This is a genomic window from Pseudomaricurvus alkylphenolicus (assembly GCF_011683955.1).
GTDB classification, from domain to species: Bacteria; Pseudomonadota; Gammaproteobacteria; order Pseudomonadales; family Cellvibrionaceae; genus Pseudomaricurvus; species Pseudomaricurvus alkylphenolicus.
In genome coordinates, this window is the sequence record NZ_JAAQPI010000002.1 from 468,967 (window position 1) to 482,320 (window position 13,354).

The following is a 13,354-nucleotide window of genomic DNA, read 5'->3' on the forward strand; positions in this document are numbered from 1 at the left end:
TCAACGCACTGCTGCAGTGAGCGGACGTTGTTGCCGCTACCGGGCTTTCGACGCATTCTACCCGTTATTCAGAGAGTCATTTCCATGAGTCAGGACGAAAAAACAAACCAGCAGTGGGGCGGCCGTTTCAGCGAAGCCACGGATGCCTTTGTGCAACGTTTCACCGCTTCCATCCAGTTTGACCAGCGCCTCTATCGCCACGACATTCAGGGTTCGATCGCCCATGCCACTATGCTGGAAACTGCCGGAGTTCTGACCACAGAGGAACGCGATCAGATCATCGAGGGGCTCAATGAAGTCCAGACGGAGATTGAGGCAGGTACCATCGAATGGTCGATCCCCCTCGAAGATGTTCATATGAACGTGGAATCCGCACTGACCGCCAAAATTGGCATTACCGGCAAGAAGCTGCATACCGGTCGTTCTCGCAATGACCAGGTGGCAACCGATATTCGACTGTGGCTGCGGGATGAAATAGACGCTATTTCCGCTGAATTGACACGCTTGCAGACCGGCATGGTGCAATTGGCTGAAACCGAAGCCGATACCATCATGCCAGGCTTCACCCACCTGCAAACGGCACAACCCGTGACTTTCGGTCACCACCTTTTGGCCTGGAACGAAATGCTTGAGCGCGACTACGGCCGTCTGCTTGACTGTCGCAAGCGTGTTAACCAGTCACCTCTGGGCGCAGCGGCCCTGGCGGGCACCACCTATCCGATCGATCGCGAACTGACCGCAAAGCTGCTGGGGTTTGAGCAACCCACCCGCAACAGCCTCGATTCTGTGTCGGACCGTGACTTCGCCATCGAATTCTGCAGTTTTGCCAGTTTGCTTCTGACCCACCTCTCTCGTATGTCGGAAGAGCTGGTTCTATGGACATCCGCCCAGTTTAACTTTATTGATCTGCCGGACCGTTTCTGCACCGGCTCCTCAATTATGCCGCAGAAGAAAAACCCGGATGTACCTGAACTGGTGCGCGGCAAGACCGGCCGCGTCAATGGCCATTTGATCAGCCTGCTGACTTTGATGAAGTCCCAGCCCCTGGCCTACAACAAGGACAATCAGGAAGACAAAGAGCCCCTGTTTGACGCCGTTGATACGGTCAAGGATTGTCTGCGTGCCTTTGCCGATATGGTCCCGGCGATTGAAGCCAAACGCGATGCCATGCTGGAGGCTGCTCGACGCGGCTTTTCCACCGCCACTGATCTGGCCGATTACCTGGTACGTCGCGGTGTGGCTTTTCGGGATGCCCACGAAATTGTCGGCAAATCGGTTGCCTTTGGTATCGAACAGGGGAGAGATCTGTCCGAAATGACCCTGGAGGAATTGCAGCAGTTCAGCACTGATATTGACTCCGATGTCTTTGACGTACTGACTCTGGAAGGCTCTGTGGCAGCACGCGATCATGTCGGCGGCACAGCACCCAACCAGGTACGCCAGGCCGCCACCCAGGCACTGGCAACACTGACCGGACGTTCATAACCCTTTCAACTCACAAGGTGACTGTGCTGACCAACACAGTCACCACCCTGCCACAAAGCTTTACGCTAATTAACTCTCTCTACACCGGACTCCACTGGCAAACCTGCGTTTCTCAACTAAGCTTAAAGGACTGCCTGCAAAAAGGAGGGGTACTTTGCGAGCAGTCGTTTTGTAACGGTGAGATGTTGAGACCAACCGCTAACCTACTGGTACATGGCGTCTATGGCAGAGAACGGATTTAGCCCCGAACAATTGCGGCAGCGCATACGTGAACTGGAAGCACAGTTGGATTCGCGGCTCAAACAGGATGATTCTGGCGACAGCAACAGCATCACCAACATTCTACTGCGCACCACCCGGACCGCTTGCTTCAGCTGGCGCAACGATGGGCGCGGCATCGTCTACAGCGACAATTCCGCTGAGGCCCTGGGCTACCCGCCCACCTCTCCCAATAAGGATTTTATTCGCGAGTGCATCGCCGACTGCGATCGAGAGCGCATTCGCCAGGCTTTTAAGCACTGTATTCTCAACGCCGAGGACTACAGTGCCGAGCTACAGCTGGTTAACAGCAGTGGTGAGCCCCGCTGGTTCCAGCTACATGTCAAAGTATTGGATTGCTCGGAGGACGGACAGGCCAGTCATATTATCGGCAGTATCAGCGATATCGACCGCATCAAACGCGAGCAACTGGAACAGGCATCCATTGCTCAGACAGAACAGTGGATGCGCCATACCCTGAGGCAACTATTGGAAGACGATTGCTGGAGCAATATCGAGAGAACCCTGCAGTCACTGGGGGAGTTCTTTGGTGCCGACCGAGCTGTGTTGCGGCTGCGAGACAGCGGTTCCGAGCACTTCTCCCAGGTTTGCCTCTGGAGCGCTGACGGGGATGAAGAAGACTACGGGTTTAATGGCGAAACCCTATCTCTTTATCCAATTCTGGAAGGGTTGTTGGGAAGTAATCAGCCCCTGGTCATTAACCGCCACAAGTCTGGACAAGTCGACGAACCACTGCTGGAAAAGCTGCAACAACTGGGTATCACATCGGTGGTGGCTATTCCGATCCACTACCAGGAACATCTTGACGGTCTGCTGACTTTGGCTTGCCATCAAGGACACGGTGATTGGTCGCAACGCTTGCTCGAAGCCGCCCAGATTATTGCCGATGCCCTGGCCCGGTCCGTCAGTCGCAATCGCATGACCCGTTCTCTGGAAGAGAGCGACAAACGCTATAACCATGCGCTCGAGGCCAGTCGAGACGGGCTCTGGGATTGGAATCTGGTGGATAATTCCATCCATTTCAGCGAGAGCTATCTGCGCATGCTGGGGTACCAGCCAGGTGAGGTGGAGGAAACCTATTCCGCCTTCCAAACCCAACTGATGTACCCGGAAGACGTCAATTATCTGCGCAATGTGGCCGAACAGGGACTAAAGAACCGACTGGATGTGGTGCAATGCGAGTTCCGCATGCGCCACAAGTCCGGTCGGATACTGTGGATTTACAGTCGCTCGAAATACATCGATTTTGATAGCGAGGGCAATCCCACCCGTTGCGTAGGCATTAATGCGGACATCACCCAATTTAAGCAGGCACAGGCCGAATTACGCCAGGCCAAAGTGGAAGCCATCGCTGCCAACCAGACCAAAAACGAATTCCTGACGCGGATGAGCCATGAAATTCGCACCCCCATGAATGCCATCATCGGCATGGGCCATTTACTTCGGGACACCCAGCTCGATCACAAGCAAAAGAATTATCTCACTAACATCAACGATGCCGCCGCCAGCCTGTTGCATATCATTGATGAAATTCTCGACTTCTCCAAATTGGAGTCGGGCAAGTACCTGCTGGAAAACGCTCACTTCGATCTCGACAATGTTTATGACCAACTGTCTAACGCCAACTCTCAAAAGGCCGATGAGAAGAATATCGAGCTCATATTTGATATTGCCCACGATGTCCCGCGATTTATCAAAGGGGATTCCCGGCGCTTGCATCAGATCCTCCACAACCTGATCGACAATGCCGTCAAATTCACCGATAGCGGCGGAGAAATTATCGTCCGAACCCGCAAGAAGCTGCGCCGTGGTCAGAAGAGAAACGGGCAAAACGTAGAACTGGAATTTTCGGTGGTGGACAGTGGTTTAGGGATCGACAGTGAAAAATTGCAGCACTTGTTTGACCCTTTTACCCAGGCTGACGAGTCCACATCCCGGCGCTTTGGTGGTACAGGTCTGGGGTTGACCATTTGCAAATACCTTGTCGATCAAATGGGCGGCGAACTGCAGGTGCAGAGCGAAAAAGGCAAGGGCAGCTGCTTTACCTTTAACGCCAGTTTTGACCGTAGCCAGCTGGGTGAGCAGCCGGTTCGCCACGAACCGCAGCGTTATCACAACCTTCGTACACTGATTGTTGACGACCACCACAGTGCCCTGGCGGTTCTGGAAAATACCGCCAAATCCCTAAAACTGAATGTGGATACCGTCACCAGCGCCGAAGAAGCCATCACTTTACTGACCGAAGCCAACCGACAACCCGGTAGCGGTTATGAACTGGTATTTATGGATTACAAGATGCCACGCATCAATGGTCTCGAAGGATGCAAGCTTATCCGGGAACACAATGGTATTGCCCAGAAACCTAAAACCATTCTGATCTCCAGTTATAGCCGCAATGACATTGCTTCAGAGCACCCCCTGATCAACATAGATGGATTTATCAACAAGCCCGTTACCCCGTCGCGGATGTTTGACGCGGTGGCACTGGCCTTTGGCGAAAAATTGTTCGAACAACCCCAGGAGATGTCTAACGAAACCCTGGACACAGTGCTGGCGGGGGCACGAGTGTTGCTGGCCGAGGACAATCTGGTAAATCAGAAAGTGGCCATCGGCATCCTCAAAAAGAAGCGGGTTGAAGTCATTGTTGCCAACAATGGACTTGAAGCCATTGAGCAATTGCAACGCCAGCCCATCGGGCACTTCGGGGCGATACTGATGGACATGGAGATGCCGGAAGTGGACGGCTACGAAGCCACCCGCCGCATTCGCAAAGACGGCAAACAGGGCTCCATTCCGATTATCGCCATGACCGCCCACGCTCTGCAGGGTGACCGCCAGCGTTGTCTCGAGGCCGGTATGGATGACTACATCACCAAACCGGTGAACCCGCAATTGCTCTATAAGACCCTCGCTCACCACCTTGCAGATCAGGCTCACACCACCAGCGACTGAGAGATGAATTCAGTGGTACACTGACGCACAGACCTCCTTTGTTCGTCCATGATGCGGCAACCATGGCCACTTCTTCAAATCTGCACCAAGAGCTGGGTATCGACGGCTTGCGCCTGAGGCAATATCGTCGAGCCTTTTTGAGCGTCAATCAGCAGCGACTGCAACGCACGCGTGCCAGCCTCAATGCACGCCAGCAACGGCTGTTTGATCTTCTGCCGCTGTTGTTTCACGTCAATCACCCGGTCTTGCCCGGATACGTCAATCGAGACACGCCCTGTGGAGTGTGCCAATTCACACCTGACCGGGGAAGCCTGGACCGGGCACGCCAGTTATCGAGAGGATTTCGCTACGAGCGGCTGGCGTCGCGCCAGCAAGCCATCGAGGCGCTGTTTATCATGGGCAGTATCGGCACCGTTGGCCAGAGTCGCAGCAGCGATATGGATGTGTGGGTCTGTCACCGTTCCGACCTGGACACCAAACAACTGCAGTTGTTGCAGGCAAAGTGCGAGCGATTGCAGACCTGGGCTGCAGAACAAGGGCTCGAAGTGTGTTTCTTCCCGATGGACGCCGAGCGATTTCGACAGGGAGAAACCGTGCCACTGTCGGAGGAATCCAGCGGCGCCAGCCAACACCATCTGTTGTTGGACGAATTCTATCGCACCGCCATCTGCCTGGCCGGGCGTTATCCACTATGGTGGTTCGTACCCGCAGAGCAAGAACACCGATATCAGCAGTACACAGAGCTTCTGTTAAAGCGGAAATTCCTGCGCAGCGATGAGGTCATCGACTTGGGGGGGCTACCCACCATTCCCCTGGTGGAATTTGTAACGGCTGCAATCTGGCAGCTTTATAAAGGCATCGTTTCCCCATATAAGTCCATCCTGAAATTATTGCTGCTGGAGGTATATGCCAGCCAGTATCCGGATTCACGGCTACTGGCCCAGGAGTTCAAACGTCGGATACAGAGCGAATGCACCGACATCGACCAGCTTGACCCTTACCTGTTGATCTACCGAACACTGGAAGATTACCTTGTGCGACACGATCAACAGCGCCGCTTGGAGTTGGTGCGCCGCTGTTTCTATTTCAAGGTCAATAAGGCCCTGTCACGGCCTCCCGCCACCTCTCCGGCCTCGTGGCAACGCCATTTGCTTGGGCAGATCGTGAGTGATTGGGATTGGAACAAAGCGCAATTACAACACCTGGACCGGCGCCGCCAGTGGCGTTCACCACAAGTCCTCATCGAGCGACAGCAACTGGTGTCAGAGTTGCTCAACGGTTATCGGATTTTGTCCGAATTTGTTCGAGGTCATTGCCCGGATTCTCCACCGCTGGCCCGCGAGGTCGCCATTCTCGGGCGCAAACTCTATGCAGCATTTGAACGCAAAGCGGACAAAGTGGACTGGATTAATCCAGGCATTACAGAGAACCTGGTTGAAACCGGATTGATGGCCAGCCAGCTACCCAAAGGCAAAACCGGAGAATCTCGCTGGCAATTGCAGGCGCAGAGCAACCACAATAGCCTGCCAGCCCATGTGCCCCTGAAAACGACACGTTCAGCCGCGGACCTGATCGCCTGGGCCTACTGTAATGGTCTGCTGGGGGATACCTCGGAGCTGTTAATCCAACCACTGCGGGGCCAGGCCTATCTGCTGAGAGGGCTCTGGCAGGCCTTAAACCAGTGGCTACCCTTACCCATGCCCAGCGCACAACAGAGCGCATTTGAACGCAAACCCCAGCCTGAATCCATACTGCTGCTGGTCAATCTGTCTCAACCCACCGAGCTGCAAAGTAGCAGTCCGAAGTTGGAACTGGACCCGTTCAATGCCGGAAAACCGCCGGGGCACCTGCTGGGTGACTTGCATCTTCTGGTACGAAACTCCTGGAACGAAGTACTGGTACATAGCTTTCAAGATGATAGAGATGCCCTGGCAGATTGTGTAAGCGAGTACTTACAACAACTGCCTCCCGGTACTGCCACCAAACTGCCTGCGATGCAGGTATTTTGTCACTCCGGCAGTCATTCGGCGCTGCTTAAGCAGAGACTTGAACAATTGTTCGCGCAGCTGGCCAGCTGCTATCACAGTGGAATTCATCCTTCCCAAACCCGCTTCGTGCTGCAGCACAGCGGTCACTTTCACTGTTGGCAGATGCGTGATTCGCATCTGAGCTGTCAAGGTGCCGAAAGCCTGCCGCAATTGCTGGAGCTCCTCAGCCAACCGCAACAACAACTCAGTCCGATACAGCTGGACCAGCTATCCCTGACCGATCCCCCTCATCCGCTTAGAGCCATGTGTGCTTTACCTGCAACTGAGGCCATTCAGGTGGGGTATCACCGCCAGGGCGATGGGGTAGACCTCTATGTGTTGGATGAACGCCACTCCTTGTTTGCGGCGCACATTGGTTTTCACGATGAACAGACTTTATTGAGACCTCTGCACCGTTTTCTCAGAGCCTCTGCCGAGCGTCTGTGCCTGTCATTGAGCAGCGGAGATTGCTTTGGGGTGTATCCCATAGAGTTTTATGAATTGCGGCAACTGGAAGGCCACTTCTTTGCTGAAAGGCGCCACGCCAATACAGATCTGAATAACCTGGGCTTTTTCGATATTCAGGTAATCGCCAGTAACGAAGCCGGGGAGGACATGGTCTACTCGATTTATTGCGACGACCAGGAGTTCCACAGCAACGACCATGGTGCCGACATCTATCAACGCCTGGCCGAGAGTATCCTGGAGCGACGCCGGCATGGCGAGCGTTACCCCTGCTACATTACAGATCTCGATCTCAGCGGCTGCCGCTTGTCATCCGCAGAACCTCTACAGACCGTGGACTACCTGCGCCTGAAGCAACAACTCGAACAACGCTTGAACCGCGCCCTGCAAGATCTGTGAGGATGCTGGCGCCCGGCAGCCTTACACCGGTATACTACCCGGCTTGACCCATTCCCGGGCGCCCGCCCGCCATCAGGACCGCTGGAGACCCCATGAAACACCTGGCTATATTATCCTTGATTGCACTGTTTGCCGTGGGCATGGCCGGTTGTGGACAAAAGGGGCCTTTGCGCCTGCCTCAGCCCGAACAACAGTCCCAGCTGATGCCGTAAAGGCACTCTCGGCGTAATAACTCAGGGACCCTACTGGCCCCTGCCGATGTTTAAGCAACACACGAATTGACCCGACATGAACACCCCCAATGAATATTTTGAACAGCGCAATGGCCGGCTGCACGCCGAATCCCTGCCGCTGAATGAACTGGCCGCCCGTTTCGGCACACCGCTTTACGTCTACAGCGAAGAGGCATTCAGCCGCCGCTACCAAGACTACGCCAACGCCTTGGGCGATCATCCGGGCCTGGTATGTTATGCCGTCAAGGCGAACTCCAACATTGCCATCCTCAATTTGCTGGCCCGCCAGGGTGCCGGCTTCGATATTGTGTCTGAAGGAGAGCTGGAGCGAGTACTGTTAGCCGGCGGCGATCCGGCCAAGGTGGTATTCTCCGGTGTGGGCAAGACGCCGGCGGAGATGCGTCGGGCACTTGAGGTTGGCGTCCACTGTTTTAATGTCGAATCCGAGGCCGAGCTCGAGGTCCTGGCACAGGTCGCCGCAGACATTGGCAAGCAGGCCCAGGTATCACTGCGGGTGAACCCGGATGTTGATGCCAATACCCATCCCTATATTTCCACCGGCCTGAAAGAGAACAAATTCGGCATCGATATTACTCAGGCGCCCCGGGTGTACGCCCGCGCTGCCGAGCTGCCATCGCTAAAAGTAGTGGGTGTCGACTGCCATATCGGTTCACAGCTGACCGAACTGACTCCGTTTGTGGATGCACTCGACAGAGTCCTGGCATTGGTAGACCAGCTGGCGGAACAGGGCATAGTGATTGAGCACCTGGACCTTGGCGGCGGCCTCGGCGTAACCTACGGCGACGAACAACCTCCGGCCGTTGCCGACTATATGGCAGCTATTAAACAACGCCTGGGGCAACGCGAGCTGGCCCTGATCTTCGAACCCGGCCGCTCCATTGCCGCCAACGCCGGCGTTCTGGTGACGAAGGTGGAATACCTCAAACCCACCGAACACCGCAATTTCGCCATTATTGACGCGGCAATGAATGACAACATCCGCCCGTCCCTCTACCAGGCCTGGCAGGAAGTAAAACCCGTGGAAGCCCGTTCGGGAGAAGACACCCTGACCTGGGATCTGGTTGGCCCGGTGTGTGAAACCGGCGATTTTCTCGCCAAAGAGCGGCAATTGGACCTGCAAGTGGGTGATTTGCTGGCACTGATGTCGAGTGGCGCCTACGGTTTCACCATGAGCTCGAACTACAACAGTCGACCCAGGGCGGCAGAAGTGATGGTCAGTGGCGATCAAGCTCATCTGATCAGAGCCCGTGAAAGCCTGGCGGACCTCACACGAGGTGAACAGTTGTTGCCGGAATCCAAGTAGGTCAATAAGGATCCATTCGTGAGATTGCGATTTACCAAAATGCACGGTCTCGGTAACGACTTCGTCGTTATCGATGCGATTAGCCAGCGGGTCAAGTTGAATGCCGACAAGGTACGTAAACTGGCAGACCGCCGCTTTGGCATCGGCTGTGACCAGGTGCTGATCGTCGAAGTACCACAGAGCCCGGATGTGGATTTTCGCTACCGAATATACAACGCCGACGGTTCTGAAGTGGAGAATTGCGGCAACGGCGCGCGCTGTTTTGCCCGCTTTGTCACCGACCGTCGTCTGACCGGTCGTCGCAGCATTGTGGTGGAAACCGCCAACGGACTCATGACCCTGAAAGTTCAGGAGAACGGCGAAGTCCTGGTGGATATGGGCGCGCCGCGACTGGAGCCGTCGGACCTTCCGTTCAATGCAGACAGACGTAACGCCATATACTCACTGGAGTTGGAGGATACCGTGCTGGACATTGGCGCGGTCTCCATGGGTAACCCTCACGCGGTCACCCTGGTGGAAAACATCAAAACCGCCCCGGTGGAAACCTGGGGGCCGGCGGTGGAATCCCACCGTCAATTCCCCCAGCGCGTCAACGCCGGCTTTATGGAGGTGGTGTCACGCAACGAGATCAATCTGCGGGTCTATGAACGCGGGGCGGGAGAAACTCTGGCCTGCGGCACCGGTGCCTGTGCTGCTGTGGTAGCGGGGCGCTTGCGCGACCTGTTAGACTCCAGGGTAAAGGTCAATTTGCCGGGGGGGAGTCTGACCATTGACTGGCAGGGTGAAGGGCACTCTGTCATGATGGCGGGACCGGCCACCTCCGTCTTCCACGGACAGATCAAGATATAACACATGAGCGATCAAACCCTTATTGATACCGAAAGCGCCATCACTGAAGAACAGGTGGTGGAGTACCTGCGCCAACATCCGGACTTTTTTGTGAAACAGCCCGGCCTGCTGGCGGATTTGCGCCTTCCCCATGAGAGCGGTCAGGCCATCTCCCTGGTGGAACGGCAGGTGTCGATATTAAGGGAGCGCAACATGGACATGCGCCACCGGCTCAGCAAGCTGCTGGACAACGCCCGTGACAACGACCGGCTGTTTGATAAAACCAAACGCCTGGTGTTGGCACTGCTACAGGGAAAAACACTGGAAGACACCGTCGATGCACTCATGTACAGCTTCGGCAATGATTTTAAGATTCACTACACCACACTGCTGATATACGGCGATCCCGCTCGCTTGCCCAACTCTGCCGCCAGAGTTGAACCACTGAGCAAGGCCCGCGAACACATTGCCCAGATTCTCAAGAGCAACAAACCGCTTTGTGGTTCATTTAACGCCGCCGAAGTCGCCTACCTGTTCCCCGATCACAGCAGCGCTGTGGGTTCAATGGCGCTGGTTCCTCTGATTCATGGCAACAGCTTTGGTTTACTGGCCATTGCCAATCGCGACCCTCACTATTACGCCTCAAGCATGGGTACGCTGTTTCTGAGCTACATCGGCGAAGTGCTGAACCGCATTCTGCCGCCACATCTCGAGTCCTAAGCTACTTTCGATCAACGGCTGAACGGGAGGAACCGGCAATGGACACCGACGTTACTACGGTAGACCATGCTGCTGGGTGCTTTCTTGAATTTCTCCGGGTTGAGCGTCAAGCCTCTATATATACCCTGGAAAACTACGAGCGTGATCTCAGGCGGCTGTTGAAGTTTGCTGATGATCAAGGGCTGCTGTTGTCCGATTGCCGCCATCACCATATTCGCAGCTGTTTGGGCGCGTTACACCGCAAGGGATTAAGCCCTCGCAGCCTGCAACGCTGGCTTTCTGCAGTGCGCAGCCTGTTCCAGTTTTGCCTCAAACGGCACTGGGTCGAGGTGAATCCCTGCACAGGTATCCAGGCTCCAAAGGCCGCAAAGACTTTACCCAAAGCACTGGATGCCGATCAGGCAACCCGATTTGTAGAAGTTTTGGGCGATGATTTTCTATCCTTGAGAGATCGAGCCTGTGTAGAGCTGTTCTACTCTTCCGGCCTGCGCCTGAGTGAGTTGAGTCAGCTCGATTGGCGGGACCTGGACCTGAACCAGGGCCAAGTGAGGGTGATGGGGAAAGGGCGCAAGACAAGGGATCTGCCAATAGGCCAGTACGCGCTTGAGGCCCTGCGCAACTGGCAGCAGATGCAACGGGCAGACTGCGGAGAGGTGGAGGCCGTTTTCACCTCCCGCTCTGGTAAGCGTCTGACCAACCGTAGTATACAATCCCGGTTTGAACGCCTAAGTATCAAACAGGGGCTTGAGCAGCCGGTCCACCCTCATATGCTCCGCCACTCCTTTGCCAGCCATCTGCTGGAATCCAGCGGCGACCTGCGCACCGTGCAGGAGCTGTTGGGGCACAGCGACCTGGCCACCACGCAGATCTATACCCATTTGGACTTCCAACATCTGGCCAAGGTTTACGACTCAGCCCACCCAAGGGCACAACGGCAATCGTCCACAGAGGACGATGATCTCCCCTGATTAAATCGGGCGGCTGGTGTAGTTATTACCGGGCTTCTGAGGAGGATCCGCGGTAACGTGCGGATCAACCTTCTCGATTTTGCCGCCTTTGGCCAAAAACGCTTCGATTTCGGCCTGCAGCTGGTCTCTTTCTTTCTTGCGAGCACCCACCGTGTGTTCCTCAGGACGCTCGTTTTTTCCTTCGAAAATATCCTGACTCATTGTGACGAACCTTCCACATCTCTCTGGCGGCCCTAAGGCCGTAAAATCGCTGTTAGGACAAGTCTCTTTTGCAGGTTTTGACTACAGCCGAGACCGCAATCGCCGTTATTTATAGTTCAATTTTCGTGTCATTTTCCACCGATAATCGGTGAATTTTTTAGGCTATTTTGATCTAGATTTAGAAGGTATTCTGTCAGAGTAGTTATTACTTGCCTGCTTGCTCAGGCCAGCCTTGGAGATTGTACATGGGTGCCAAATTCCATTTGCCCGCTGCCCTGGCGCAGCGGCCCCGACCTGGCATTCTGGTGAGCGCCTGCCTCGCAGGGGATCGCGTACGTTATGACGGCACAGACAAAGCTTTACCCGACCTCATGCCGTTGCTGGAGTCGCATCTGCGGGTGCAGCGCCTGTGCCCAGAGGTTGCTGCCGGTCTGGGTGTTCCCAGGCCGCCGGTGCAATGGGTCGAAAGCGGCCACGATCAAAGGCTTCTCGGGGTCGAAGACAGTTCACTGCGGGTTGATCCCGCTCTCCAACAGGTCGCCGACGACTGGTGCCAAAAGGGAAGTGATATTGTCTGCGGAATACTTAAAGCTCGCTCACCCAGTTGTGGTTCTGGCACCACACCCATTTATGACACCGCCGGCAAGGTGATCAGAATGGCAGATGGACTGTTTGCAAGGGAGATCAAGCGTCAACGGGGCATCTGTGTGATAGACGAAAGTTTTTTTTGCCATCGGCAAGCTGGCCACTGGTTTATTCTTGGCTGCTATCTGGCGAATGATGACTCAATCCCGGATGAGCTGGCTGGCCTGTTAGGTTGGCAAGGGGATCTGGAACAATTCCTCAGCACTGCCCCCAACCAACAGTCGATCAGGCTGGAAGCCTGTTCAGCTGAAGGTAAATAGCGCTGAAATGATGATAGTCAGAGAGCGCAGGGAGGCGGACTGAGAGACAGCAACGCCTCAATGCGGGATCGATGCAGAATCAGACCGCGTCGCTGCCGGTCTCACCGGTACGGATACGGATAATTTCTTCAAGATTGGTGATAAAGATTTTGCCGTCGCCGATTTTGCCGGTCTGAGCAGCCTTGGTGATGGCTTCGACACTCTGCTCCACCATGGAGTCATCAATAGCGAGTTCCAGCTTCACTTTAGGCAGGAAATCCACCACATATTCGGCACCGCGATAGAGCTCGGTGTGGCCTTTCTGACGACCAAAACCTTTAACCTCGGTGACGGTCATACCTTGTACGCCCACTTCGGAAAGTGCCGCACGCACGTCGTCCAGTTTGAAAGGCTTGATAACAGCAGTCACTAGTTTCATTAATGAATTCCTTCTTATTTGTTGTCGGCAGGTGCGTTTTTCGGCCTTGGGCTGCCTGGGTGAACAGCACTGTCGTGGTGCGTACATTACCATGGCTGTTGCCCTAAAAGCGACCCTGATGCCATTGCTGTTGACCTGGCTCAAACCGCT

General features: G+C 55.1%; 11 protein-coding genes. 9 read left to right on the forward strand and 2 right to left on the reverse strand.

Annotated features, from left to right (window positions below; all coding sequences use genetic code 11):
* Positions 1-84: 84 nt before the first annotated feature.
* The 8 genes from argH to xerC all read left to right on the forward strand — a co-directional run bounded on the left by argH (position 85) and on the right by xerC (position 11,680).
* Positions 85-1,485 carry an argininosuccinate lyase gene (gene argH / locus HBA55_RS07410; RefSeq protein ID WP_166988946.1) on the forward strand — a complete coding sequence of 467 codons (1,401 nt, stop codon included), beginning with the start codon at positions 85-87 and terminating at the stop codon, positions 1,483-1,485.
* A gap of 222 nt (positions 1,486-1,707) precedes the next feature.
* On the forward strand, positions 1,708-4,716 hold the full coding sequence (locus tag HBA55_RS07415; protein ID WP_166988948.1) for a response regulator: 3,009 nt from the start codon (positions 1,708-1,710) through the stop codon (positions 4,714-4,716).
* A gap of 62 nt (positions 4,717-4,778) precedes the next feature.
* Positions 4,779-7,607: a class I adenylate cyclase gene (locus HBA55_RS07420; protein ID WP_166988950.1), complete on the forward strand. Its 2,829-nt coding sequence runs from the start codon at positions 4,779-4,781 to the stop codon at positions 7,605-7,607.
* Positions 7,608-7,699: 92 nt separating this feature from the next.
* On the forward strand, positions 7,700-7,819 hold the full coding sequence (gene lptM / locus HBA55_RS07425) for an LPS translocon maturation chaperone LptM (protein WP_166988952.1): 120 nt from the start codon (positions 7,700-7,702) through the stop codon (positions 7,817-7,819).
* 76 nt (positions 7,820-7,895) lie between these two features.
* Positions 7,896-9,164, forward strand: a complete 1,269-nt coding sequence (gene lysA / locus HBA55_RS07430) for a diaminopimelate decarboxylase (protein WP_166988954.1) — start codon at positions 7,896-7,898, stop codon at positions 9,162-9,164.
* 18 nt (positions 9,165-9,182) lie between these two features.
* Positions 9,183-10,013 (forward strand): diaminopimelate epimerase, encoded by an 831-nt coding sequence (dapF, locus tag HBA55_RS07435; RefSeq protein ID WP_166988956.1) that lies wholly within the window; start codon positions 9,183-9,185, stop codon positions 10,011-10,013.
* A gap of 3 nt (positions 10,014-10,016) precedes the next feature.
* Positions 10,017-10,712 carry a DUF484 family protein gene (locus tag HBA55_RS07440; RefSeq protein WP_166988958.1) on the forward strand — a complete coding sequence of 232 codons (696 nt, stop codon included), beginning with the start codon at positions 10,017-10,019 and terminating at the stop codon, positions 10,710-10,712.
* Between the two features lie 38 nt (positions 10,713-10,750).
* Positions 10,751-11,680, forward strand: a complete 930-nt coding sequence (gene xerC, locus HBA55_RS07445; RefSeq protein WP_166988960.1) for a tyrosine recombinase XerC — start codon at positions 10,751-10,753, stop codon at positions 11,678-11,680.
* Here the strand turns inward: xerC and HBA55_RS07450 are convergent, their stop codons facing one another.
* On the reverse strand, positions 11,681-11,881 hold the full coding sequence (locus HBA55_RS07450; protein ID WP_166988962.1) for a hypothetical protein: 201 nt from the start codon (positions 11,879-11,881) through the stop codon (positions 11,681-11,683).
* Positions 11,882-12,126: 245 nt separating this feature from the next.
* Between HBA55_RS07450 and HBA55_RS07455 the strand changes: the two genes are divergently transcribed.
* Positions 12,127-12,786 (forward strand): 2-thiouracil desulfurase family protein, encoded by a 660-nt coding sequence (locus HBA55_RS07455; RefSeq protein ID WP_166988964.1) that lies wholly within the window; start codon positions 12,127-12,129, stop codon positions 12,784-12,786.
* Between the two features lie 79 nt (positions 12,787-12,865).
* On the opposite strand, the gene HBA55_RS07460 is transcribed toward HBA55_RS07455, so the two are convergent.
* A complete protein-coding gene (locus HBA55_RS07460) occupies positions 12,866-13,204 on the reverse strand; it encodes a P-II family nitrogen regulator (protein ID WP_166988966.1) in 339 nt (112 codons plus the stop codon).
* Positions 13,205-13,354 lie beyond the last annotated feature (150 nt).